This window comes from Kitasatospora sp. NPDC058492, from assembly GCF_042720685.1.
GTDB lineage: Bacteria > Actinomycetota > Actinomycetes > Streptomycetales > Streptomycetaceae > Kitasatospora.
The window spans coordinates 59,947-84,829 of record NZ_JBHXMU010000020.1; the positions used below are offsets into that span (position 1 = coordinate 59,947).

Consider the following 24,883-nt stretch of genomic DNA (forward strand, 5'->3'; position numbering starts at 1 on the left):
TCTTAGCGTTCGATACGGGCGCCGCCGCGCGGGCCCAGGGTGATCCGGAAGTCCGGACCGCCACCGAACGGCACTCCGATCCCGGCCATCTCCTCCGCCTCCGCGAGCATGTGCTCGTCGGTGATGCGGTAGAGATCGGCGAACGACTGCTCGGTGCAGCCGGTTCGGGGATCGCGGGCCCGGCTCCGCAGCTGGTCCGCCGCCTGGCGGATCGACGCGACGGGCTCGGGGTTGCCGCTGCCGGAGAACGGATTGGTGAAGTAGGCGATGTAGCGCGGGCTCATGTCCGCCCTCCGGTTGTGCCGTGGTCTCTGCCTGCTGGGCGGGGGTGCCATCCCCTCCCAACAAGAACAATATTACCGCACTAGGGGTTTCTGGTCAAGCTTGAGGGCATAGTTCAGCGCGCCGGTCGGACGGCTGACTGACCGTCAGATCAACGGCCGCACCTCCCCCGTCCCCCCGACAGCTGCCTGGGGTCCGGGGCAAAGAGGCCGCCCGGGTCAAGGGCCGGCGCAGCCGGTGGCGAAGCCACGCGAAGCGCCCTTGAGGCGGGCGGCCGGCTCCGGATACTGGGCCGCGGAGGGGGGCCGGGGGAACCACGCAGCGGGGCGCCCGGACCAAAAAGGCAGCCGCGCCGAAGGCGCGACCGAATCCCGCCACAGGCGGCCGGCGGCCACCACCACCGGGAGGTCCAGAAACGAGCTCAGTCGGTGGAGGTCGTGAACAGGTCGGCGGTGCCCAGGATGCAGGCCGAGGTGGTCACCTCGCGGCGATCCGGGCCGTGGCCGATCGCGAACTGCACGGAGGGGTGGGCGTTCGTGCACTGCGGATCGTGTCCACCGTCGTTCGGGACGGCCGGCTCGCCGGGGTCCATGACATCGGTCAGCAGATGCCACCGGCGAAGCGGCTCAGGCTCCGGGACGGCGACGCGCCTGGAGGTACGGACCACTTGATCCAGCAGGTGAGAGGAGTGCTCGGGGTCGGGTATGCGCTCGCTCCTGGTCTTGTGCCGGTTTGTCGCCTGATGATTTCAGAGGCGGGGCTGATGCGGTCAACGGATGCCTGCGGGGAGGTCGGCTGGTCTATGCTGGAGGTTCTGCACGCCCCCTCTGTGGGGTGCTGTGGTCTCTGGCCGGTGGATGCGTGCCAACGCCCTTCGGGGTACCCGTTCGCGGGTGTGTCCACCGGCCTTCCGCTTGTCTGCGGTCATGGACGGATGGTCGGCCGGTTGGGCGTCTGGACCGGCGGGGGCTGGATCAGCTGTACCGGGGTCGTGGTCCTGGTGGTCGGCGTGGTCCTGGTGGCCGGCTGCTCCACCGTGAGGTCGGCGAGCATCGCGCGGAGGGGGCCGGTGTTGCCGTTGAACGACGCGATGGACGCCAGCGTGTTGCGGTCGGGGTCGAGCCGGGTCCAGTCGATCGGGTGCCCGGCGTCGGCGGCGAGCTGGCCGAGGAAGGCCCGTTGTGCCCTCCCGTTGCCCTCACGGAACGGGTGCAGGGCGTTGACGTCGCCGTAGAGGTCGGCCAACCCGGTGAGGAAGCTGTCCCGGTCGAGGCCGCGGAGGTAGTCCTGACGGCGTGCGAGTCGGCCGAAGGTGTCGTCGGCGAAGCCCGGGATCATCCGGACGAGGCAGAACTGGGTGTTCCCCTTGGCGATCTCGATGGAGCGGACTTCCCCCGCCCACGGGTAGATGCTGCCGAAGACCTCGCGGTGGAAGCCCTGGAGGTGGGCGAGGTCGTACCGGCCGGGAACGGGCTTTTCGGCGATCCGGGTGAGGCGGGCGGCCGTGATGTCGGCTTCGGCGGCGGCGAGCTGCCCTTGGTCGGTGATGCCGAGCCGGTTGCGCAGGACTCCGCTGTCCGGATCGGCGTAGGGGTCGGCCACTGTCAGGGGGCCGTCTGCTCTGCGCCCGGCGTGCGGTGGCGGGCTTCGGCTCGCTGGACCAGCTCGTCTGCGGTGATCCGACCGGCCGCGTACTCCTCGGCGTCGGTGAGGTAGTCCGTGCTGGGGGTGAGGCCCTCGGCTCGGACCGAGCCCGTGGCGGAGGTGACCGCCCGGCGGCGGTCCTCCGGGGTGGTGACGGGGTGGTGCATCGGGGTTGGCTCCTCGGGTTCGCGCGGGGCGGGCGCGGGTTCTCTCATCAGCGTACGTGCCCTGCGGTGGTGGGCACGCTGGGGCCGGGGTGGTCGGCGGGTCGGTCGCGGCAGGCGGCTGGCTCCGGGGGCGGAGGCGGGCGCGGGGGAGGGGGCTCGATGCCCCCTCCCCCGCGGTGCCGGCCGCCCGGCCGCCCGACCCGTGTCGTCGGATCGGGCGGCCGGTCTCATGCGGCAAGCTGCTGGTGCTCGGCCAGCAGGGCGGGCAGCGGTTGGGTTCCGCGCTCCCTGCTGGCCGCTCCCTCTATCACGGCTGCCTGGACGGCTGCGTGGGTCTTCTCCCGCGTGATCTTCTCCTGGAGCGTGGCCGCTTCCTTCTCCAGCTCGCTGATGGCCCCCTGGTGGTGGCGGTACCGGGCTGGGGCGTGCTCCTCGTCGTGGGCGCGTCGTAGATCAGCTGCCCACGGGCGGGACAGCATGTGCCGGGTGATCGCGTGGACGATGGCGGCGGTCCTGCGCTGGGTGCCCTCCGGCGCGCTGGGGCTGTAGTGCCCCCCGAGCTCGCGCCGGACCACCAGCCACTGGTGATTGGTGGGGCTCATCGTCTCGGGGTGGAAGACCGCTTGGTCGGCAAGCTGGACACCGTAGACGGTCGGCGCGTCCTGGTAGTGCTTGGTGAACGGGCTTCGTTCGGGCTTGCCATAGGTGATCTGGATCGCGTTCCCGTCGCAGCACCGCGTGTAGTAGTGGCCGGACTCCCACCCCACGGTGATGGTGCCTCCCAGCTCCGGGATTCGGTAGAGGGCGGCACCGATCTCCCAGTCAAGGGTGATCGTGGCGTGAATCCGGTAGCCGCCTTCGGTAACCAGGGTGACGTACTGCGGGCCGGTCGGCCTGGTGTCGCTCATGCCGCCGCCTTGGCGAGCGCCGGAGCCGCGATGTCGTCGAAGCGGGGCAGTGCTCCGGCCGTCAGCTCCTCGACGGAGGGAAGGTTGCTCCACCGGCGCGCAGCGTGGCGGTAGGCGGTGGTCCAGAGGTTGAGCTGGCTGGTGAACGCCGCCTTGTCGGTGACCACGGTCAGCAGACCGCCGACGCTGACCCGCAGTTGCGGCGCGCGGGTCGGGCTGAGCTTCGCGGGCAGGGCCTCCACGACTGCCGGAGGGACCGGTCGGTCAAAGCGGAGATGCCCGGACACCTGTCCATCGGGCTCGGGGACCGTACCGGATTCCGCCCCGGCAAGAACTCGGGCGGCGCGGTCGGCGGCGCTGGTCCACGCCTTGTACGCCTCGTACGCGGGCTGTGGGTGGGCCAGGCGCACGCGGACGGACGGCATGGTCAGCAGGATGGTGCGAGCGATCAGCACCGCGTGGGCCTCATGGTGCCCGGCGAGATGGACAGCGAGGTCGGTTCGGACAGTGGGCGGTCGGTGGTCGGTGGTGGCGAGATGCAGGTGCACGGGTCCTCCGGCGGGTGGTGGTGTGGTCGGCAGGGCCGGGGGGTGTCCGGTGCCATCGGACACCCCCGGCTGGTTCAGGCGGGGAATCCCATCCCCTTGGTCCTAGGCGGCAATGGGCTCGTTGATCTCCGGGTAGAGCGCTTCCCAGTCCTGCTCCGAGTCGTCCGAAAGGATGCTCGCGACGACCGCCAGGTGTCGGTTCAGCTCGTCGCCGGTCTCCTGCTCGCTCTCGGTGTCCGCCTGATCCTCCTCGGCGGCCAGCTCCGGCTCGCCCACCTCCTCCTCGGCGTCCTCCTGCTCCTCCTCGGCGGCCAGCTCCGGCTCGCCCACCTCCTCCTCGGCGTCCTCCTGCTCCTCCTCGTACTCGTCGTACTCGTCGTACTCGTCCGCGTCAGCCTGTCGGGCTTCCTCCGCCGCCGCCTTCGCTGCGGCTCGCGCTTCGGCCTCGGCGAGCTTCGCCCGGAGGTCGGCCACGAACTCGATCTCAGGATCGGTCAGTTCGTAGCCGTAGGCCGCGAGGAAGTCGAACCACTCCAGCGCGGCCCACTTGTCGCCGTAGCCGGAGAGGGACTGCCGGACCGCACGCTCCGCCCGAACCGCAACGGCGGCCAACAGCACCAGCGGGAGACGCGCCTCAGCCATCCGGCGGGTGAAGCGCTCGAATCGGTCGGTCCGGTCGTCGTCACCCGGCGCGTTGAGGTAGACCAGCACCTCAGGACTGGTCTCGTCCGCCCCCAGCGTGTAGAGCAGCCGCAGAACCTTCTTGGTCATCCCCTTGGGCACCTTCTTGGAGCGGCAGAGCTCCTGGATGTACTCCGCCCGCACCTCCTGGGAGATGGCCAGGGCCTCCCGGCGCTCACGGGCTGCCTGCTCCGCTGCCGCCTTGGCGGCCGTCTCCTCGGCGCTGAGGAAGTTGTAGGAGCCGGAGACGTGGTGCCCGTACTCGTGGGGGTTTCGGCAGATGAAGGTTGCCTTGATGCCCTCGGCCTGGTGCTCGTTGAAGAACGCTGCGTGCCCGGCGCAAGCAGCGTGGGTTTCGGGCGTCAGGACCACGCCGTCAGCATCGGCGAGGCGGTTGACGTCCACCTCGCGCGACGCCTTCCAGCTGAACCCTTGCGGCTCGCCGACCATCCGGACGTTGGCCGCAGCGAGCGCCTGCGCGGTCTCCGCCCGCAGCGCGGCCCGCTCCGCCTTGCGCCGCTCATCCTTGATCGCCCAGTTCAGACCGTGCCCATTCTCGATCTTGGCGAGGAGTCGCTTGTACGCCTTCGGGTCGCCTTCGAACTCGGCCAGGGCCTCGGCATCCTCGAAGGTGAGCGCGCCCTTGTCGACAGCAGCGCGGGCCGTCTTCGGCATTCCGGCCAGTGCGATCGACGCGCGGACCTTCTTCGGATCCTGGGCGACCCGGGTGGCGATCTGATCGGCGTCGAGACCGAGCTCGATGGAGAGTTGCGCGTAGGCGTCGCCGATCTCGCTCTGCTTCATGTCCTCCCGGTGCATGTTCTCGATCAGCTGCGCGATGATGCGCGCCTCTTCGGCGGTGAGGTCGTTGCGAACGATGACGTCAACGAGCTGGCCAGCCTCGATCGCACCCTTGGCCCGGCGGTTGCCGAGGATGATCGCGATCCCGTTCTCGTGGGGGGTGGCGATGATCGGCTGATAGAGGCCGTTCTCCGCGATGGAAGCGACGAAGTCGGCGGTCAGCTCCGCCTTTCGGACGTTGCGGGTGAAGGTCAGCTCCTTCGGATCAACGTCTTCGAGAAGCACCTTCGCCGAGCCCTCGGCCTGGTCGGTGGGGCCGTCGGGGCTGTCGCTCGGCGCGGCAGCGAGAGCGTCGGTCAGCTCGTCCAGCTCCGGCGAGGCAACCTCGTCGGTCAGCAGCTCAGCGGGGGCGAATGCGGTGGTCACGAATCCTCCAACAGGTGCATGGTCTCTGTCTGCCGGTCGGGGGTGCCATCCCCTCCCAACAAGAACAATATTACCTCATTGAGGGTTTCTGGTCAAGCCTGAGGGCGCGGTTCGGCACGGCGGTCAGATGACTGACGGACCGTCAGATCAACGGGCACACCTCCCCCGTCCCCCCGACAGCTGCCTGGGGTCCGGGGCAAAGAGGCCGCCCGGGTCAAGGGCCGGCGCAGCCGGTGGCGCAGCCACGCGACCAACGGGAGCGCCCTTGAAGCGGGCGGCCGGCTCCGGATACTGGGCCGCGGAGGGGGGCCGGACCCCTGACCACTTCCTGGTGCAGTCCGGGTTTTGGACGGCTTCCCGGCAGGGCCCAGCCTATGAGAACAGGCCAGGGCTGCGCACCGTGGGATCTATGCCTCTCCCACTGTTGCGCTGATGATCGCTGATACGCCAGCCCCGCTGGTGGCGAGGCAGGTGACGGGGTGCAGGGTCGTGCAGGTGTGGCGTGCGTGTCGCACCCTGCCGAACTCGGTGTTCCGGCGTCGCCGGAACACTCAAGTCCCCCGCAGCTCAGGCTCTCCTGCCGCATCCTGTACCCGGAGGCCAGCCGCCGCCGGGGACAGGATGACGCCGCACGCGGTGAGTTCCGCGCGCTGCCAGGCGGGGAGCCCGCCGCGGCGGGCGGCCTGGCGGCAGTTCTTCAGCCAGTTTCCGAGCCGGTCGCCATCACCACCCCTGTCCGACACCGGGACACGCGCGTGGCCGGTCTCCGCCTTGAACGTCTTCAGCAACTCGATGTTCTCCATGAACCGGGACTGCGCGACGTTGGCGACGAACCCGAGCCCGGTCAGCTCGTCGCGCCGCTCAGCGCTCAGAGCGTCGAAGCGGGTGCGCTTGCCGCGGACCTGGGCGCCGAGGGGGCGTTGGCCGACGGGGGTGACGTAGGCGGTCGGGACCAGCAGGTTCCCGTGTGCGGCCTTGTAGTCGGTCAGGTCCTGGATGAGCTGGTCCCACTCGGCGTCCCGGCGGTGCCACACCACGCCCAGTTCCTCCAGCTGGTGCGCGACGGCGCGCGGCAGGGAGCCGTTGCGGTGGCGGTGTCTCGCGTTATGCAGCCACTGGCCGGTCCGCTCCCCGCTGGGGCCGACCCAGGCCCGAGCCACGCGCAGGTGGCCGTTCGCGGTGTGGAAGACCCGCAGGTCCTCCAGGTGGCGTGCCCTGCGGGAACCGGTGGAGAAGACGCTCCGAACGGTGACCGCGTCGATGAAGCCCGCCGGGATCTCGGTGCCGCTGAAAGAGATCCACTTCGGCAGTGACGGCGGCTCCGTAGGCCGGGCGCCGCGCTGCCGGGTCCGGCGCAGTCGGGTGAGGTGGCGGGCGAGCCGGTCGTCCAGGGCCGCCATGGCCTGGACGGTGGCGATGACGGTGTCGAAGCCGCTGTCCGGGTCCTGGTCCGCGTCTTCGGCGGTGGTGGCCGGCACGATGATGGCGGCCGTCTTGGGGCGGCTGCGGTCGCCGCGGCGCAGGGCCCGTCCGGCGATCTGAGTGATCCCGATTTTCGAGCGGCGCGGGTCGATGATGGCGACCGCGTCGGTCTCCGGGGCGTCGAATCCTTCGACCAGGAGCTGGGAGTTGGTGAGGACGGCCAGGCCGCCCGTGTGGGTGCGGAACCGGTCGAGAACCCGCTGTCGGACGGCGCGGTCCTGACGTCCGTTGACGTGCCCGGTCCACAGCGTGCTCGGCCGCTGCCCGGCCGGAAGGTACTGCACCGCGTAGCGCAGGACCTGGGCGAACGCGCTGGCCGCGGCCACGGTCGAGTGATAGGTGATACGGCCCTCTGCTGCTGCTGCCACAACGTCAGACCGTCGGCGCTGTGCCGGTCGGCTGTGAGGGCGGACATGGTGCTCCTGTGTACGGGGGTGCGGGTGTGAAGGGGGCAAGCAGAATGTCCGGAGGTACCGGAGGCCCCGGTGGTTGCGTGGCGGGGGTGCGCCGGGGAGCGCGGGAGGTGACCTGGGTGTTGGGGCAGCAGGGCGGGGGCCGGCGGGCGGCACGGCCGGACAGCGACGGCACGGCAGCCGCCGTCAGCCACGCGGCTGCCGGACATCGTTGGCCGCGGCCCAGCAGCCCGGCTGGCTGATGTCGGTCAGGCGCCGGCCTGGTATGCCGAGTGGGTCTCGGCGCTGCGGTCGACGGCGGCGAGGAGCCGGTGCAGGGGCTCGTCGTCGGTGGCCAGGTCGGGTGCGTGGACGGCAAGGAGGTCTTGCAGGACGTGGGCGTGGTGGCGGATCGAGGCGGTGATGGGGAGCGTACTGGTGGGAGGGGTGACCGCTGCGAGGTGTTTGAGCCAGGTGTTCCACTGGGTGCTGCCGTGGCGGTGGTGGCGGGTGCCGGTCTCCTGGTCGCGCAGGATCATGGCCGCGACGAGCAGGTGTCTGGGGAGCTGGAGCGCGAGGTGGGCGCCGATCAGCAGGTCCTGGCGGGCGGTCTTGAACGCGGCGAGGACCGCGTCGAACCGGAACTCCTCGGCGATCTGGGCCAGCCCGGAGGGACTGGATGGGGCCGCCAGGCTCTCGATGGTGGCGGTACTGCGGACCGTAAGGTCGATGCGGCGCAGGTCCACCAGGACCAGCCGCACCCCGGTCTCCCGCCCGGCCGCGGAGCGGCTGCTCGCGTACAGGGGGCCGAGAGCGGCGGTCACCGCCAGCGCGAGCCTGTCGGCGACCGGCCCCGGATCACGGTTGGTGGTCACCAGGACGTCCAGGTCGGACCAGACGTCGAGCAGCCGGCCGTCCCCGGCGGCGGACCCGGCCACCTCCAGCCCGTGCACCGCGACCTCGTCGGCCGCCAGCGAGCGCAGCACCGGCAGAATCTCGGACTGCCAGCCCGCTCGGGGCAGACCCCCGGCGTCCGGGCCGAACGGTCCGTCGCCCAGCAGCGGTTCCATCAGAGCCTCCAGTCGAAGCGGGTGTCGGCTCGGCCGACACCTGGTCGGAATCAGTGGGTGTCGGCTCCGTCCCGGCCGCGCGTCTGGCCAGGGACGGTGATGTCGTACTGCCGGGCTTGCAGCAGGTACGCCTCGCGGTAGCTCGTCGCGGGCTGGCGGGCCATGAGGTCGGCGTGCGTGCCCTCTTCGATGAGCCTGCCGTGGTCCAGGACGAAGATGTGGTCGGCCTTCGCCGTGGCGCCGAGGCGGTGGGTGATTAGTACGACAGTGACCCCGAGGTCGGTGAGCTGGCGGATCTGCTCGAACGCGGCTACTTCGGCCTGCGGGTCGAGGGCCGCGGTGGGCTCGTCGACGACGACCAGCGCCGGCAGCCGGCCGTCCCGGTCGGGGGTGGTCAGGCGCAGGCGGGTTCGGGCCAGGGCGACCAGATGCCACTGGCCGCCCGACAGCTGGACACCTCGCTCGAATCCCTTGGCCAGCAGGGTGTTCCACCCGTGGGGCAATTCGTCGAGCACCGGCTGGAGGTCGGCGTAATCGGCGGCGGCGTCCAGGTGCTCCTGGCCGAGGGGGACCTCGGGGCGCCCCAGCAGCAGGTTGGCGCGCAAGGTGAAGATCCAGCGCTGAAAGTTCTGTGCGAGCAGGGCGACGCTGCGGAACTGCTGGTGACGGTCGGCGGTGGCGGTGTCGACGCCGTCCCACAGCACCCTGCCCTGGTGGGGCTGGTAGACGCCGCACAGGACGTTGGCCAGCGTGGACTTACCCGACCCGTTGGAGCCGACCAGAGCGATGACCTTCCCCCGCGGGATGGTGAGGCTGACCTTGTCCAGCGCCGGGACCTCCCGGCCGGGGTAGCTGAATGTCACCTCCTCAACGGTGATCGTCTCCGGACGCTCCGGCAGGGGCGTCCCGCCGGTGGGGATGGCCCGGCGGTGGCCGTCGCGGCGAAGCTGGTCGAGGTCGCGGACGAACAGGCTCTCCTCATATAGGCGGTTGACCTGGGACACAAGGCCACCGATGCTCGCGGCTCCGGAGCGAATGGCCACGACGGCGGTACCGGCGGCGGCGAGCGGGATCGAGCCGTCGATCACGAGCCAGCCGAGCAGAGCGAACGCTGCGGTGGTGGCGAGGCCGGCGAGGGCGGCGGTGAGCAGGTCGGTGCGGGCGCGGGCACCGGCGAGGCGGGCCTGCTCCTGTTCGGCGGATTCGGCCATCCGCTCGTAGTGGTGAAGCAGGAACGGTCCGCTGGCGTGGACGCGCTGCTCGGCCGCCGAGTAGGGACGGATCATCATGTCCGCCAGTGCGGAGCTGGCGCGGGAGTGCTGGAGCCAGGCCCGGGTGGAGGCGTACTGGCGGCGGGCGGTGAGGACGGCTCCCCAACCGCGCGGTGCGGTGATCAGTACCAGCATCGGCAGCAGCACGGGGTGGAGGACGGACAGGACACCGGCGGCGGAAACGAGGGAGAGGCCAGCGGTTAGGACGGAGGTGGCCTGGCCGATGATGGATTGCAGGGACATCGCGCCCCAGCGAGCACTGTCGACCTCCGCAAGGAAGGCGGGGTCCTCGATGGCCTCCAGCTCGGAGCGGCTGACGATGCCGAGGAACTCCACGGTGGCCCGTCGGAAGACCGCGGGCTCCAGTCGCCCGCCCGCCCAGGCGGAGACTGCCGACAGCACGGAGGAGAGCGCGGCCAGTGCACCGACCGTGACGACCGCCGGGAGGGCTGCACGCAGTACCTGCCCCACCTCGCCGGGCGCCAGGATCGCGGACAAGGCGCGGTTGGTCGCGATCAGCGCGGCGGCCGCTGCCAGGCCCCGCAGCACCTCGGCGCCCACCAGCGCGATCAGGGCCCGGCGGTCGGCCTGCCACGCCATCCGCCCGGCCAGGCGCAGGAAGCGGGGCATCTGACGCGCCACCGCCCAGAACGTGACCTCACCGCTGGCCATCTCGTGTTTGGCCCAGCCGTAGTCATAACGCATCGAGCCGCCGAACAGCAGTTGCTCGCTGTCGGAGACCTCGTCGGCGGGCTTCGGGATACTGCTCATCAAGCTCCCTTGATCGGCATCGTGTTGAGGTTCAGCACGACTGCGGTATCGGCAGGCGCTCGGGCGCGGAAACGTCGGGTCGGTGGCGACCGGGGACAGGGTGCGGCAGGAGTCGGCGAGTGCCCACATGGAGAAGGCCTGGGGGAAGTTGCCGAGCTGGCGCCGCGCGACGGGGTCGTACTCCTCAGCGAGTAGGCCGAGGTCGTTGCGCAGGGCGAGGAGCCGGTCGAGGAGGGTGCGGGCTTCGCTGGTGCGGCCGATCGCGGTGAGGGCGTCGACGAGCCAGAACGAGCAGGCCACGAAGGCGCCTTCGTGGCCGGTGAGGCCGTCCACGTTGGCCTGGTGCCGGCTGGTCGGATAGCGGTGGACGAGCCCGTCGGAGGTTGCGAGTTCGCACTGGACGGCTTCGACCGTGCGGATGACGCGTTTGTCGTCGCCGGGCAGGAATCCCACGGCGGGGATCAGCAGCAGGGAGGCGTCGAGGTCCTGACCGCCGAAGGACTGGGTGAAACAACCGCGCACCGGGTCGAGCCCGTGGGCGCAGACGTCGGCGTGGATCTCGTCGCGTATCGTGCGCAGGCGCGCCACGGCGAGGCCGGTACCCGGGCGCCGGGCCAGGAGGGTGGCGGTGCGGTCGAAGAAGACCCAGCTCATGACCTTGGAATGAGTGAAGTGCCGGCGCGGACCGCGCACTTCCCAGATCCCCTCGTCCGGCTCGTGCCAGCGCCGCTCCAGCTCGTCGGCCATCGCGAGCAGCAGCGCGTCGGCGTCCCGGTCCGGCGGCAGGCCCGCGTCCTCGGCCAACAGGAGGGCGTCCGCCAGCTCCCCGTAGACGTCGAGTTGCAGCTGCCCGGCGGCGCCGTTGCCGACCCGCACGGGCTGGGAGTTCTCGTAGCCGGGCAGGTGGTCCAGGACCTTCTCACCCGTCTTCGTGCCGCCACTGATCTCGTAGAGCACGTGCAGGTTCGCGGGGTCCAGGGTGCCGGTGAGCCAGTCTCGCCACGCCCGGGCCTCCCGGAGGAAGCCGAGCCTGACGAGGGCGGCGACGGTGAGCGCGGAGTCGCGCAGCCAGGTGTAGCGGTAGTCCCAGTTCCGCTCGCCGCCGATCTCCTCCGGCAGCGACGTGGTGGGAGCGGCGATGATCCCGCCGTGTACGTGGCACATGGCCCTGAGCGTGATCGCGGCCCGCATCACCGCCGCCCGGTCCCTGCCCCGGTACGTGTAGTCCGAGCACCAGTCGCTCCACTCGGCGAGCGTGGCGGCGAGGACGGCGTGGGCATCGGGTGCGCGCGGAGGATCCGGCAGCCAGCGCTCCTGCCAGGTGAGCGCGAGAACGATCCTCTCGCCTGCGGCGACGGGGAAGTCGGCCCGACAGGAGGCGCCGCGGCGTCCGGGGCTGTGCGGCGGCCCGTACAACCAGTAGGCGTCGGGGTCCGGGTCCCAGCTCGCTTTCATCCAGGTCCCGGTGTGCTGCTCGGTGCGCTGGATGGTCGGGATGATCGCCCCGTAGCCGGGCCGGGGCCGGAACTCGGAGGCGACACGGACCGTACCGGACAAGCCCTCGACGATGCGGATCACGCTGGCGGTCGGATCGGGCTGCTCCGAGACGGGCATGAAGTCGGTGACCCGGATCGACCCCTGCCCGGTGTCCCATTCCTGTTCGAGGACGAGCGTCTCGCCCCGGTAGCGGCGCCGGGTGCTCGGCACAGGCGGGGCCTCGTCGTAGGAAGCGGGGGCCAGGCGCCAGAAGCCGTGCTCCTCGGTACCGAGCAGGGCGGCGAAGGCGGCCGGGGAGTCGAAGCGTGGCAGGCACAGCCAGTTGATCGACCCGTCGAGGGTGACGAGGGCGGCGCTGTGCATGTTCCCGATCAGGGCGTGGTCCTCGATCGGCGGTGTGGTTGCGGTGCGGGGCATGGCGGTCCTGAGGCAGCAGAAGGGGAGGGCGGGAAGGTCAGCACACGGGCGCGGCGGCCGGGGTGGTGAGCGCGGCGAGAGCGGCGGTGACGCTGTCGGCGAGGGTGTCCTCGACGGGCAGCCACGGCATGAGGTGGGCGAGCAGTACGCGGTTGGCCCGCTGGACGGGGTCGGCCGGGTCCGAGCCGACAACGACCCTGCCGCCGTGACAGGTGAACAGGCCGGCCTCGTAGCAGTCCTGAATCCGCACGTGGCCGATCGGGTTCCAGAACAGGACCGCGTCGGTGCGGCGAATGTTGTGGTCCTGCCAGCCGAACGGCCGCCACGCGGCGTACGGGTCAGTCGCCGGGCGCCGCGAGGGACGCGGGTTGAGCACCGTGCCGTCGAAGTCCCCCGCGGTGAGCAGGGCGACCGCTTGGCTCTGCCAGTCCGGGCAGCCGACAGTCTGCCCGGCCAGGTAGATGGACGGTCGGCCGTCCGGCTCAAAGGCGGCTGGCGCCTCGATGTACCGCAGGCTCGGACGACAGGGCAGCGAGTGGTCGCGGAAACCCGCGGCTCGACCGGGTGCTGGGGTGGTCATGCTGTGCTGTCTTTCTGGTCGACGGGGTGCGGCCCTGGCCCGAAACGGCCGCCATGGGGTGGTGCGGGTGTTCAGTCGGTCAGCTGGGTCTGGTCCTGCTGGGAGGATCCGGTCCGGCACTTCGGTGCAGAACGCGAGGTGAGCAGGCGGTCGGCGACGGCCAGGGTGCCGAAGGCGACGAGGGCGAAGACCGCCGGGTAGAGCGGCTGGGTGAGCCGCGTTCGGTGCTGGACGAGGTAGTGGGCGGCGGCTCCGACCTGGACTCCGATCGCGGCCCGATCGCCGGCGTGGCGGGTGCTCACGCGGCCTGTCCGCAGGCCGCGGCGTGATGCAGCGGCTCGGCGGGCCACGACGGGTCGACGTCCCTGAGTTGAACCAGGCCGGCCAGGACGGCGGCGATGCTCGCCTGCACCTGGGATCGCACACCCAACCAGGACCGCAGGTCCCTGCTGTAGCCGCGCATCGTCGAGGGCGTGACGTCGAAATCGGTCGCGAGCTCCGGGGAGGTGCGCCCGCCGACCCAGCCCACCAGGACACGGTGGAGACGCAGGGGGAGCCGGATCTCGGCGGCGAGCGCGGCGCAGGGCTGCGAGGTGTCGGTGATGAGGCGGTGCGCGGTGCCCCACGCGACGAGCTGGGACTCGGTGCGGGTGCCGCTGACCGCCAGCAGCTCCTTCACGGCGGCGTCGACCTCGGCGCGCGCCCACGGGAGTTCGGGGTCGGCCGCGATCGTACGGACGGTGGATTCGGCGCCGATGTGTCCGAGCAGACGGACCTGCTGCTCGGTCAGGGCATGGGCGGGAAGGGCGGTGGCCATGATGGTGTCTCCGGCGGTCGGCGGCGGGTTCACGGGCGGTCGTCGCCCAGGGCCCCAGCGGGCCTGAGGCGGTGCAGCAGGCGGCGTCCGAGCCGCTCGGTCCGGCGGCCGGTCCCGACGACCAGGACGAGGTCGCCCTCGGCCGTCATCTCGAAGACCCGCTGCTCCGGGCCGGGGTCGTTCAGACCGCAGCGGACACGGTGGACCGCACCGTCGCCGAGGGCTCGGACGGCGGCCCGCTCGACGGCGTCCAGTGGGTCGGGCTCGGGGCACTCGGCCAGCGGGGTACTGACCGGCAGGAGCAGTGCGAGATCGGCATCGCCCAGGGCGGCGCCCAGTTCGACGGCGTGGGCGCTGGTGCGGGCCATGCCGTCCGACTCCAGGACGACGACCACGTTCTCCTCGGTGAGCATCCGGGCGGCCGTGACGTCCTGACAAATCTCGCGCGGGTGCAGGGCACCCGAGGTCACCACGGTGATGCCGTACTCCGTGCCGAGCACGGCCAGCGAGCACATGGCGCCGCGGAAGGTGCCAATGCGCTCCGCCACGGCCTGCGGGTCCTCGCCGACGACGAGGGCGGTGGCGATGGCCGCGCAGACCGCCAGAGCATGGTGGCGGCCGATGACCGGGACGGTGAATTGGTGCTGCACACCCTGGTAGTGGAGCGTGAGGAGGTACTCGCTGCCGAGCCACCGGGGCGTGAGGACCCACACGTCGGCGTCTTCGGTGATGCCGACGGTCACCACGGTGGGGCCGGGCCCGCCCGTGAGCGACGGCCGGTCCGTGAGTCTCTCGTGCACGATCTTGGCGCCCTTGTCCCACAGCGGTAGCACCACCGTGCCCGACGAACGGGCGAGGCTGGTGGCGTCGTTCAGCGCCTCGATGGTGTCCTCGAAATGCGGCGCGTTCCGGGTGGCGCTGGTGATCAGCGTGACCGCTGGTTGCGGCCGCCGGTACAAGGTCGCGGTGCCGGGGCGGAAACTCCAGGACCCGAGGGGAGCGGCCTCGTGGGTGGTGGTGTCCGGGCACAGGTCCACCACCAGCCGCCGGTCGCCGCCGTGCCCCGGCGGCCCGTTGCGGGCGGGGGCGTTGAGGATCCAGCCCGTGTGGCCGTCGTCCAGCGCGACGGCGAGCACCGCCGCCGCCGTCGCGGTGCCGTGGCTGCCGCCGACGGCCACGAGCTGACCGCCGAACCCGGCGGTCACCGCGAGCGCGTGCGCGCGGGCGAGCACCGGCAGCTTCAACTCCTGAGCCCGATCGAGTTCGGGGTGCGCAGCGGCCACCACCCCCGACCACACCACACAGGTCCGGCCCGCCCGGACGTTGCACGCGTCGAAGCCGACCACCACGCCCACGCCGGCCTCGCGCAGCCGGGCGGCGGCGGCGCTGTCCTGGTCTGCGGGGCCGATGCTGCCGGTGACGTCCAGGCCGCGGTCGGCCAGCCACAACGCCAGACCCTCCATGCCGGGCGCGGTGACGTCGACCAGGTGCGCCTTGGCCAGAAGGTCGGGGGCGGGCTTCGCCCTCCCCTTCGTGCGGGGTCGGACGGAACAGGCGTCCATGCTCTCCATGGAGTCCTCCAGCAGGGTGAGGGGTGGGATGGACCGGGCCGGTCGCGGGTCCGGGGGTTTGGCGCCGCGACCGGCCCGGGGCTCATGCCTGGGTGAAACCGCGCTCCAGCTCGGCGTCGGTGACGCGGGCGGCGTGGTGATCCAGCTCCAGGTGGGCAACGCGGGCCAGGTGCGCGACGACCGACTCGCCGAGCAGCTCACCGGCCAGCTCGCTGGTCTCGAAGGCGCCGAGCGCCTCGGCCAGGGACTGCGGCACAGGCGACGCTTCACGGTTCAGGTAGGCGTCGCCGCAGGTGGTGGGCGGGGGCTTGAGTCCGGACGCGACTCCGTGCCGGACGCCGGCCAGGACGGCCGCCAACCCGAGCATCGGGTTGGCGTCCGCGCCGGGCAGGCGGACCTCCAGCCGCAGGCTGCGGCCGTGCCCGACCACCCGCACCGCGCACGAGCGGTTGTCCCGGCCCCAGGTGAAGCGGGCCGGAGCGAAGGAGTGGTCGGCGACGCGCTTGTAGCTGTTCACGTACGGCGCCCACAGCGGGCCGGTCTGCGGCAGCACCTCCAGCAGCCCGGCCACTGCCTGCTCGCCCAGCTCCGACAGTTCGGTCCCGTCCTCGGGGTCGGCGGCCAGGACCGGTCGGCCGTCGACATCGTGCAGCGAGACGTGCAGGTGCAGGCCGCTGCCGACCCCGGTGGCTGGGGACGCCATGAACGACGCAGTCAGGTCCTGCTCGTCCGCGACCGTCTTGGCGGCGTGCTTGAAGAGCACGTGCTGCTCGCACGCCTCGCGGACCGGGCCGTACGGGAAGGTCACCTCGATCTGGCCGGCACCGCCCTCGCCCTTGACCGCCTCGACCGGCAGACCGGCGGCGGCCAGGACCTGTCGGAGTCTGCGGCTGAACTCCCGCACCGCCGACGGCTGGTCGAGGGCATAGTCGCGGTTGTCCCAGGTGGCCGGGCGAAGCCCACGCCAGCCGGCCGCCGCCGCATCCCGGGCGGTGCCCGAGTAGAGCAGGAACTCCGTCTCGACCCCCACCATCGCTGTCAGGCCGACACCGGCGAGCTGCTCCTGCTGCTCGGCCAGCACGGTGGCCGGGGCGAGCGGGTGCGGCCACCCCTTGCTGACCGGATCGGCGAGCACCACCGCGGTGGACGGCAGCCACGGCAGGATGCGGGCGTGCTGGGTGTCGGGCAGCAGCCCGATGTCGCCGAAGCCGCTCGCCCACGAGAACGGCCCGGTCGCCGGGGCGGTCATCCCGAGGTCGGTGGCAATCACGTACCCGCACATTTCCGGGGCCAGCCGGCCCGACCGCAGCCGGTCCACCAGCCAGGCCGCGTCGTACTCCTTGCCCTTGAGCCGGCCCTGCACGTCGACGGCCGCCAGCAGCACCGTGTCGATCCCGAAGTCGGCCACCAGCCGGTGCAGCAGTCCGGTGGGCGAAGCTGCCATCGGCGAGCTGCCGGCCCCGCGGTACCGGGCTGCCCGCATCGTTGCCGTACGACCTGCGCGGCGGCGGCCCGTCACACGACCTCCTCGGTCAGCTCCGTCAGCTCGGCCGACTGCTGGACCGGCGGCGCGTACGAGCGCCCCGCCTTGAGCCACCACGCCCACGCCAGCACCATCACCGCCAGGAGTGCTACGGGAGCGTAGTTGAACGTATCCACCGTCACCGGGAAGGACTGCGGCAGGCACACCAGCACGCTCACCACGGCCACCCAGACCACCGCGATCCACCCGATCAGCGGGCCCCTGCGGCCCAGGTTCCACGGCCCGGGCCTGAACTGGCGCCCCCGGCGAAGCCGCAGGTAGATCGGCACCGCGTACGCCGGCGTCATCCCCACGACGTTCACGGCGGTCACCGCCCCGTATGCCGTGGCCGACCACAGCGACGGCAGCGCGAGCACCAGCGCCGCCCCCACCGACAACCACACCCCCGCCACCGGCGACCCGGTACGCTCCGACACCCGGCTCCACAACCCCGAGGCGGGCAGCGCGCCGTCCCGGGAGAACGCGAACACCATCCGCGCCGACGCGGCCGTCTCCGCGTTGCCGCAGAACAACTGCGCCACGATCACCACGACGAGAAGCGTCTTTGCCCCGGTCGTCCCGAGCGCGTCGATGAAGATCTGAGCCGGGGGCACGCCGGTGGGCGAGTTGAGGACGGCGTCGTAGTCCTGGATGGCGAACAGCATGCCGGCCAGCAGCACGGCACCGGCGATCCAGCTCACCCAGATCGAACGGACGATCCCGCGAGGCGCCGACACCGACGCCTTGGTGGTCTCCTCGGCCATGTGCGCGCTCGCGTCGTAGCCGGAGAAGGTGTATTGGGCCAGCAGCAGGCCGATGCAGGAGACGTAGAGCGGGTTGCTCCAGCCGGTGTTGTTGACGAAGTGCCCGACGACCCAGCTGACGTCCTGGTGCTGGGTGGGCACGATCGCGAGCGCTCCGACGATCAGCACGACGCCGCCGATGTGCCACCACACCGAGACGCTGTTGAGGACGGCGACCCGCCGCACGTTCGGCAGGTTCAGCAGCGCGTGGAGCAGCAGGACGGCCGCGAAGATCCCGAACAGACCGAGGGGGGTGGGCTCGTAGCCGAACTGGAGGTTGAGGAAGGCCCCGATGAAGCTGGCCGCGCCGTAGTCGATGCCGCAGATGCCGCCGATCAGCCCGAGCAGGTTGAGCCAGCCGACCAGCCAGCCCCACCGCGGGCCGCCGAGCTGGTGCGCCATGAAGTACAGGCCGCCGCTCGTCGGGTAGGCCGAGGTCACCTCGGCCAGGGCCAGGCCGACGAACATGACCAGACCGCCGACGATGATCCAGCCCCAGAACATCACCGCCGGCCCGCCGGTGTTCAGACCGAATGCGAACATCGTCATGCAGCCGCTGAGAATCGAGATCACGGAGAAGGCGCTGGCGAAGTTGCCGAACTCGCCCATTCTCCTGCTCAGTTTGGGTTCGTAGCCGAGTTGGCGCAGCCGTTCCTCGTCGGACGGCGGAGCGGTGTGAGTGGGGGACATCGAGGTCGACCTCCGTACAAAAGTAAACGTGGGCGGTGGGCAGGCAGGGGGCGGTTCAGGCCAGGGCGGTCGCCCGGCCGGCGAGGGCCTGCTGGCGCGCGGTCAGCAGCAGGTCCTCCGCCCGGTCCGGCGACTCGGCGACCAGGCTCCACGGGGCTCTGGAAGCGAACTGGCCGAGCGCGGTGAAGACCTCAACGGCGGCATCCATCTGGGCCGACGCCCACAGGGCGTGGGCGAGGTAGTTGAGATCGGAGACAGGCCACGACCCGGGAGCCGCTGCGGACCAGCTCTCGTATGCGCGCTGGGCACGGGAGAAGTGGGGTTCCCGCAGCCACTGCCGAAGCACCACTGCGTTCCGCCGCGGCTCGTTGCGGTACTGGTCGACCGACAGGTAGAGCGGCAGGGCAACCAGTGGCGATCCGGCTGGCACCCTCGGCATGACGACGTTCACGAAGTCCGCCGCTGCCGGCCGGTAGACCTGGTGCCAGTAGCGGAGCATGCGGTGGTGGGCCTCGCGGCTGCCCGGATCACGCCTTTGCGCTTCGTCGAGCAGCCCCCACGGGCCGGGCGGCAGCATCGGGTCCGACGAACGCTGCTGGTGCTCGGGCCGATGCCTGGCACGGTCCAACACGGCCAGAGCGAGCAAGCACACCCACGGCACAGGGTCCGAGCACACCGCCTCGGCGGAGGCCCGGCAGGACTCGCGGGCCTGCTGCTCCAGGGGCCCGGCCTGAGGAGAGCCGGCCTCGGCCGCGGCCAGGGCGTGCTCGACCATCACCCGGGTCCGCAGGATGGAAAGACCCAGGTCGTCAGGCTCCTCGCGCTCCCAATCGCTAAGCACCGTGGACCGGGCCGCGACCAACGCCAGAACCTGCGTCCGAGACGTCCGCAGCCCCGCATTCGCCGTCGCGGCCAGTAGCCGCTGCGTCGACAGCCAGCGTCCGGCCCGCAGATCGTCCACTGCGGTCCGCAGCGCATCGTCGAACCCGGCGGGGTGGTACACCGGCCGAGCGGGCGACACGGCGTTCATGGGAGCGTCCTTCCAGACATGTCGTGAGCGTGGACGTGGCCACCGTGGGCACCAGCCCCGGGCCGCGGGCAGAGCGCGGCCAGCCCGGCGAGCTTCAGCCGTAGAACCCCGCTGGTGAGCTGCGTCTTCTGATTCCCCTGCGTCAGATGGTGGCGGCGGTTCGCCGGACGACGCGACCCCACCGGGGGACGCGTGCGGGACGTCCTGGGACGCGGAGTGATCGAATTCCGCCATGGTCAACTGCTCGCCGCAGTAAGGTGCCTGAGAGTGTTCGGCGGCGACCATTCGCGTAGTCATATTCGCGCTGAAATATGATCACGGGGCCGCCTGTGGGAGGCCAAGGCTCCCGCGGACGGGAGGGGCGGTATGGGGGTGCGGCGATGCGAGCGTTGTGGATGCGCGCTCAGCCGGTACAACGACAGCGCCAGTGCGTGTGGCCCGTGCGCGCGGACGGTCGCCGAGACACCGTCCGAGCCCGTTCCCGCGTGGGTGTGGCGAGACGCCCTGGTGCGCGACAGCCTTGCCGAACTGGACTTCGGCAGGCTGAGCAAGCGCATTCGGAAGATCGTTCCGCTTCGCCAGGACGATCTGGCTGGGATCACCGGGCTGACCCAGGGCTACCTGTCGAGGCTGGAGGCCAGCCGGGTGCAGTTGACCCACATCGACCGGATCATCGAGTTCCTCGACGCAGTTGGCGCCCCGGCCGATCTGGTGAGGCTCCCGCTGCGCACGGCCGCGGACCCGCCTACCCCAGGACGGAGCGTCAGTTCACTCCCTGCTCATGACGACACCGCCGGGCCGTGGACGGCCCGCCGTATGGTGGCGGCACTGCACGACGCGATGCGAGGGGAGCCTGCCGCCATGCCCATGCGTCCGAATCGCCGCCACTTCCTGCTCCTGGCCGGAACCGCCCTTTCCGCCTACATCCACCAGTGGGGAATCGCCGACGCCGAGCCCCTCGAACGCGCACTCGGCGGCGCTCAGGTGACCCCCGCGCTCGTCGGTAGCCTCCAGGGGACGATCGACAGCCTGCGCACCATGGACGCCAGCTCCGGCAGCGGCCTGGTCGCTGGCCTCGCCCGTGCCCATCTCAGCGTCCTGCACGAGACGTTGAAGTCAGCCAGCTACACCGAGGAGATCGGACGACGCCTGGCCGGCATCGCCGCCGACACTGCAACCCAGCTCGGCTGGTTCCACTTCGACGCCGGCCACCACAAACCGGCCCAACGCGCTCTCCTGTCGGCACTTCGGGCCGCCCATGCCTCCGGCGACCCCCGATACGGCGCCGGTGCTCTGTCCTACCTCGCCATCCAGAGCTACTCGATCGGCGACCCCCGCGACGCCGTGACCGCGATGCAGGCTGCCAGGGAAAAGGTCCACACCCTCGATGCCTCGCACCTGGAGGCCATGCTCCTGACCCGTCAGGCGCGCGGGCACGCCAAGCTCGGGGAACGCCAGGCATGCCAGCGCGCGCTCGGGCGAGCCGCAGAACTGGCCCAGCTCGGCCCGGCCGAAAACGACCCTGGATGGCTCTACTGGATGAACCGTGGGGAGATCCTCGGCCAGACCGCGAGCTGTCACCTCCAACTCGGCGACCACAAGACCGCCGCAGACCACTTCGAGCAGGCTGCCTCCACCCTGAATCCCGCCGACCTCCGGACACGGGCGCTCTTCGCATCGAGGGCCGCTTCCGCGCACCTTCTCGCCGGCGACCAGGATGGGGGCTTCATGGCCGCCGATGCCGCTTTCACCCTCGCGTCGAAGGTCCGGTCGGCCAGGCTGACCGAGCACCTGGAGCAGACCGTGGAGCACCTCCAGGCCATCCCCGGCCCGCGGTCGAACGAGCTGATAGAACGATCACAACAAATGATGGCGGCCAAGGAGTCGTGACCGTGACCAGCACCGTGCTCGTTCTGTGGGACATCGACCGCACCCTGGTGTACGTCGGCGAGACCGACCGTGCCGTCTACCGCGAGGCGTTCCGCCAGGTCGTCGGACGCGACGCGGTGAAGCTTCCCGAACGCGGCACCGGCCGCACGATGCCGCTGGCGGTATGGGAACTGCTCACGGCCAACGATGTCGACCACCGGGACTTGGAGGTGTTCGCAGAGCAGATCGTCGAACTCCTGCCCAGGCTCCTCGCCGCGAAAGCCGAGCAGCTGCGCGCAGGAGGCCAGCTCATGCCTGGTGCCACCGCCGCACTCGCAGCAGTCGACGCCCACCCGGGCCTCGTGCCCACCGTGGTCACCGGCAACTTGCAGCAGAACGCGGAGATCAAACTCCGCGCCTTCGGCCTCGATCAGTACGTCGACCTCACCGTTGGCGGCTTCGCCTCCGACGACTCCCACCGGCCGGCCTTGGTCGGCGTCGCCCAGCGCCGAGCCGCCGCCCGCCATGGGAAGACCTTCGGCCGATCGAACACGGTCATCATCGGGGACTCGCTCGAAGACGTGCGGACCGGAGCGGAAGGCGGAGCAGGCGTGATCGCTGTCGCCTCCGGCACAACCACGGCCGACCAGCTCGCCGACGCCGGGGCGGACCGTGTCCTCGACAGCCTGCGCGACCCACAGGCGGTACTCCGCGCCATTGCAGAACTCACGGCCCGCCGTCGGTAGTTCGGCAGCGACGCCACCCGCACGGCCGCCCCTCGGCGGCCTGCTACCGTCACCGCCATGACGCTCTCCGTAGCAGGTGGCCGCGCGCTGGACCTCCGGAAGGAACCGGTCGACTGCATCCTCGAACTGGTCGAGCAACGCCTCGGCACAGCACTCGACCGGACCAGCGTCGTCAGGAAGCGCCGGTCGGTCGGAGCGGGAACCGATCGGGACACCTGGGTCCGCATCGAGCGCCGTCCGTGGGCGAGGGCCCGCGAGCAGGGCTGGGCCGGCACGGAAACCGCTGCCGTGCTGACCGGTGTGGCGATGCCCCGCTGGGTGAGTTCAGTGGCGTGGCGCGACGCAGGTGACGGGGCGATCTGGCGAGCGGACGAGACGTCGCGCATTCCGGGCAGTCCGGTCGGCACAGCCGTCCTGGCCACCGCTCCCGAGATTTCGGACGGCTGGTGGAAGGCCCTGAACGCCTCCCTGGACGCGCTCGCCGCCCAGCCCACGCCCAGGGTGGCGACGCCGGACACCGAGCCGATCACCCAGCAGCTGGTCGATCAGGTGATCCGCACCGCCTTCCCCCTGGCGGTGAACACCCAGGTGCTCTCGTGGTCCGCGGCGCACGCCGACCTGAACTGGGCGAACGTCACCGGTCCCGAGTTCTGCCTGTTCGACTGGGAGGACTGGGGGATGGCGCCGCACGGCCTGGACTCCGCGTCGCTGCTGGCCGCTTCCCTCGCCGTCCCGGCGCTCGCGGACCGCGTACGCCGCGAGCGCCGGGCGGACCTTGAGAGTCGCGACGGCATGGTGATGCGCCTCTTCGTACTGGCGAAGATCGCCGGCCCGCACGCCCACCCGGACGACCCTCGGGTAGCCCCGGCCCGATTGGAGGCCGAGCAGCTGATCCGCGCGCTTCAACCGCTCTGACGAGCGGCCCGCTCAGCCAGCAGACGCCGGTACCCGTCGATGAGTTCGGCGTTGACCGCCAGCCTGGCGGCATCGACCAGTTCGCGCAGATGATCCGGCCTGTCGGTGCCGACCGCGACCGCGCCCACCAGCGGCAGCTCGAAGGCAACCCGGAAGGCAGCCTGCACCGGAGTCGACTCACCCGCGGGACCGGCCAGGAAGAGACGCGGGTCGCTCCGACGCCAGGGCGGGCTGGCAGGGTTCCCGCCGAACGGGCTCATGCCCCATCGGCGTTCGGTCGGAATACCCCATCCCCGGGCGAGGACTTCACCAGTGGCCAGGACCTCGTGGCCGACGAGCAGTCCGGATCGGACCATCAGGACGTCCGGCGCGACCGGAAGCGGGGCATCGAGCGTGGCGACGGCGCGCGGATTCCACGTCGCGATCCCCCATGCCCCACAAGACCCGGCCTTTACCGCTTCGGCCAGGACAGCGCAGGCGGCGGCCAACTGCTCCTCGCCTCGTTCACCGGCCGTGAGCGAGGCTTCCGGGTTGTGCAGGAGCACCACGTCCGGTGCACGTCCCAGGTCCCGAATGGTCTGCTCCAGCGCGGCCCGGAGCTCCACCGGATCGAGGCTGTGACGTGTCCGGCCGCCGGCGGCCGGGAAGTAGCCGACCTTGGTGGAGACCGTGAAGCCGGACAGCAGGTCCCCGCCCACGTTGGCGAGCGTGGCGTGCGAGGTGAAGCCCAGGTAGTTGAACGCGGTGTCGATCGCGGTCACACCATGATCCAGCGCCGCCGTCAGGAGGTGGCGTTCGTGACGAGACCGGTGTAGCCCGAGAACAACTCGTCGGTCAGCGGCGCGCACAACCCCTCCTTCGCCAGCAGGCCGGCCACCGCATGTACCTCGGTGCCAACAGCGGCCTCGGCTTCCGCCAGGACCACGGGGTGTCCGCTGAGCAGCAGTCGCAGCGCGGGCTCCGCCTTCGTGGCAAAGCTGAGACGTCGACCAGCCGCGGTCACCTCCACCACGCTGTCGCCCAGGCGGATTTCCGGGCGGAAGTTCGTGGTGCAGACCGCCGCGGTGAGTGGGCCGAGTACGTCCAGGTGCGGCACCTGCCGAGCCGGCGCGGCGGTCCGCTGGTAGTCGCTGAGGAACGCGGCCGGAGGCCGCGAGTCCACCAGCTCCTGCGCGGCGGCGATCAGCTGGCTGGCGTCGACACCCGGAGCGCGGTCGAGATCGTGCCGGAAGACCTCCTGTTCGCGGCACCAGTCGCCGAGCCAGGCCATCCAACTGGCCCCGGTCCGCTTGGTGATGCCGAAGGTGACGTGCAGCGAGTGACCGGCGTCCCCGTGGCCGACACGAGTGGCCCGGTGCCAGTGGCCCCGCGGGATATGCATCACCTCGCCGGCGCGAAGCAGTCCCGACCAGATCACCTCCTCGCTCGGCGTGGAGTTCGGGTCGGCGTCCCGGTACATCGGCGCGGTTCGCGAAGTGCCACGGACCTCCCAGCCCTTCTCGCCCGCCAGTTGGACGACGATCACGTCGTGGTCATCCCAGTGCAGCGGGAACCCCTCCGCCTCGCCGGTAGTCCAGTAAACATTCACCTGGACCCGCTCCTGGCTCCACCACTGCAAGGCGCGGCACGCTACCTCCAGCGTCGGATCGGCGACGTTCGCCTGGTCGAGGATCAGCGTCGCGCCCTCGCTGAGCAGCCGCCCCAGGGCGTTCATGTTGACCAAGGAGATGCTCTGGCCCCTGGGGCTCACGCTGTCCGTGAAGTAGACCGCCGGATGAACCTCCACACCCTCCTGGAACAGCCGGAACTGCGGGCGGGCGAGACTGCGCCGCATCACCAGGTCGAGCAACCGTTCCGGGGTGAGCAACCGCCTCGACAGGTCCTCGACCCCCGTGTGTCCCCTCGCGAACCGATCACCGATCCGTTCCGGTCCCGCCCAGCCCAGAGCCGACTCCACGGCCCTGATCAACTTGTGTTCCACGC

22 protein-coding genes and 1 pseudogene are annotated in these 24,883 nt (G+C 71.1%); 3 read left to right on the plus strand and 20 right to left on the minus strand.

Going from position 1 to position 24,883, the window contains the following annotated elements:
- Positions 1 to 2: 2 nt before the first annotated feature.
- The 18 genes and pseudogenes from ACFWPI_RS15785 to ACFWPI_RS15870 form a co-directional block, all read right to left on the minus strand.
- Positions 3 to 284 carry a hypothetical protein gene (locus ACFWPI_RS15785; protein ID WP_380375057.1) on the minus strand — a complete coding sequence of 94 codons (282 nt, stop codon included), beginning with the start codon at positions 282 to 284 and terminating at the stop codon, positions 3 to 5.
- Between the two features lie 419 nt (positions 285 to 703).
- Positions 704 to 874: a hypothetical protein gene (locus tag ACFWPI_RS15790; protein WP_380375055.1), complete on the minus strand. Its 171-nt coding sequence runs from the start codon at positions 872 to 874 to the stop codon at positions 704 to 706.
- Positions 875 to 1,206: 332 nt separating this feature from the next.
- Positions 1,207 to 1,884, minus strand: coding sequence for a Fic/DOC family protein (locus ACFWPI_RS15795; protein ID WP_380375054.1), 678 nt, complete (start codon positions 1,882 to 1,884; stop codon positions 1,207 to 1,209).
- Positions 1,885 to 1,886: 2 nt separating this feature from the next.
- Positions 1,887 to 2,093 carry an antitoxin VbhA family protein gene (locus ACFWPI_RS15800; protein ID WP_359904929.1) on the minus strand — a complete coding sequence of 69 codons (207 nt, stop codon included), beginning with the start codon at positions 2,091 to 2,093 and terminating at the stop codon, positions 1,887 to 1,889.
- A gap of 227 nt (positions 2,094 to 2,320) precedes the next feature.
- Positions 2,321 to 3,001: a hypothetical protein gene (locus ACFWPI_RS15805; protein WP_380375923.1), complete on the minus strand. Its 681-nt coding sequence runs from the start codon at positions 2,999 to 3,001 to the stop codon at positions 2,321 to 2,323.
- Positions 2,998 to 3,549: a hypothetical protein gene (locus tag ACFWPI_RS15810; protein ID WP_380375925.1), complete on the minus strand. Its 552-nt coding sequence runs from the start codon at positions 3,547 to 3,549 to the stop codon at positions 2,998 to 3,000. The genes ACFWPI_RS15805 and ACFWPI_RS15810 overlap by 4 nt, the downstream gene beginning before the upstream one ends.
- Before the next feature lie 102 nt (positions 3,550 to 3,651).
- Positions 3,652 to 5,457, minus strand: coding sequence for a ParB/RepB/Spo0J family partition protein (locus tag ACFWPI_RS15815; RefSeq protein ID WP_380375927.1), 1,806 nt, complete (start codon positions 5,455 to 5,457; stop codon positions 3,652 to 3,654).
- Positions 5,458 to 6,008: 551 nt separating this feature from the next.
- On the minus strand, positions 6,009 to 7,265 hold the full coding sequence (locus ACFWPI_RS15820) for a Helicase associated domain protein (protein WP_380375929.1): 1,257 nt from the start codon (positions 7,263 to 7,265) through the stop codon (positions 6,009 to 6,011).
- Positions 7,266 to 7,600: 335 nt separating this feature from the next.
- Complete coding sequence (locus ACFWPI_RS15825; protein WP_380375930.1) at positions 7,601 to 8,401, minus strand: hypothetical protein; 801 nt, start codon at positions 8,399 to 8,401, stop codon at positions 7,601 to 7,603.
- Between the two features lie 50 nt (positions 8,402 to 8,451).
- Positions 8,452 to 10,443, minus strand: a complete 1,992-nt coding sequence (locus tag ACFWPI_RS15830; protein ID WP_380375998.1) for an ATP-binding cassette domain-containing protein — start codon at positions 10,441 to 10,443, stop codon at positions 8,452 to 8,454.
- 93 nt (positions 10,444 to 10,536) lie between these two features.
- Positions 10,537 to 12,357: pseudogene (locus ACFWPI_RS15835) on the minus strand (glycoside hydrolase family 15 protein); the annotation flags it as partial.
- 37 nt (positions 12,358 to 12,394) lie between these two features.
- On the minus strand, positions 12,395 to 12,937 hold the full coding sequence (locus ACFWPI_RS15840; protein ID WP_380375931.1) for a hypothetical protein: 543 nt from the start codon (positions 12,935 to 12,937) through the stop codon (positions 12,395 to 12,397).
- Positions 12,938 to 13,008: 71 nt separating this feature from the next.
- Entirely contained in the window at positions 13,009 to 13,239 is a 231-nt protein-coding gene (locus tag ACFWPI_RS15845) for a hypothetical protein (RefSeq protein WP_380375933.1), read from the minus strand.
- Complete coding sequence (locus ACFWPI_RS15850; RefSeq protein WP_380375935.1) at positions 13,236 to 13,754, minus strand: hypothetical protein; 519 nt, start codon at positions 13,752 to 13,754, stop codon at positions 13,236 to 13,238. The genes ACFWPI_RS15845 and ACFWPI_RS15850 overlap by 4 nt, the downstream gene beginning before the upstream one ends.
- Before the next feature lie 29 nt (positions 13,755 to 13,783).
- Positions 13,784 to 15,325, minus strand: a complete 1,542-nt coding sequence (locus ACFWPI_RS15855; RefSeq protein WP_380375936.1) for a Mur ligase domain-containing protein — start codon at positions 15,323 to 15,325, stop codon at positions 13,784 to 13,786.
- 82 nt (positions 15,326 to 15,407) lie between these two features.
- The gene (locus tag ACFWPI_RS15860; protein ID WP_380375937.1) at positions 15,408 to 16,769 is read right to left on the minus strand and encodes a glutamine synthetase family protein; all 1,362 of its coding nucleotides are present in this window, start codon (positions 16,767 to 16,769) and stop codon (positions 15,408 to 15,410) included.
- A 71-nt stretch (positions 16,770 to 16,840) separates the two neighbouring features.
- Positions 16,841 to 18,340, minus strand: a complete 1,500-nt coding sequence (locus ACFWPI_RS15865) for an amino acid permease (RefSeq protein ID WP_380375939.1) — start codon at positions 18,338 to 18,340, stop codon at positions 16,841 to 16,843.
- A gap of 55 nt (positions 18,341 to 18,395) precedes the next feature.
- Entirely contained in the window at positions 18,396 to 19,370 is a 975-nt protein-coding gene (locus tag ACFWPI_RS15870; RefSeq protein WP_380375940.1) for a hypothetical protein, read from the minus strand.
- 507 nt (positions 19,371 to 19,877) lie between these two features.
- On the opposite strand from ACFWPI_RS15870, the gene ACFWPI_RS15875 reads away from it, so the two are divergent.
- From ACFWPI_RS15875 to ACFWPI_RS15885, 3 genes are read left to right on the plus strand one after another with little or no spacing between them, the layout of a single operon-like run.
- Complete coding sequence (locus ACFWPI_RS15875) at positions 19,878 to 21,260, plus strand: helix-turn-helix domain-containing protein (protein WP_380375942.1); 1,383 nt, start codon at positions 19,878 to 19,880, stop codon at positions 21,258 to 21,260.
- A 2-nt stretch (positions 21,261 to 21,262) separates the two neighbouring features.
- Positions 21,263 to 21,985, plus strand: a complete 723-nt coding sequence (locus ACFWPI_RS15880) for an HAD family hydrolase (RefSeq protein ID WP_380375943.1) — start codon at positions 21,263 to 21,265, stop codon at positions 21,983 to 21,985.
- 57 nt (positions 21,986 to 22,042) lie between these two features.
- Complete coding sequence (locus ACFWPI_RS15885; protein WP_380375945.1) at positions 22,043 to 22,900, plus strand: hypothetical protein; 858 nt, start codon at positions 22,043 to 22,045, stop codon at positions 22,898 to 22,900.
- Here the strand turns inward: ACFWPI_RS15885 and ACFWPI_RS15890 are convergent.
- Together ACFWPI_RS15890 and ACFWPI_RS15895 are read right to left on the minus strand one after the other, a co-directional pair.
- Positions 22,888 to 23,661, minus strand: a complete 774-nt coding sequence (locus ACFWPI_RS15890; protein WP_380375947.1) for an aldo/keto reductase — start codon at positions 23,659 to 23,661, stop codon at positions 22,888 to 22,890. The genes ACFWPI_RS15885 and ACFWPI_RS15890 overlap by 13 nt on opposite strands.
- A gap of 20 nt (positions 23,662 to 23,681) precedes the next feature.
- Positions 23,682 to 24,881, minus strand: coding sequence for a JmjC domain-containing protein (locus ACFWPI_RS15895; protein ID WP_380375949.1), 1,200 nt, complete (start codon positions 24,879 to 24,881; stop codon positions 23,682 to 23,684).
- Positions 24,882 to 24,883 lie beyond the last annotated feature (2 nt).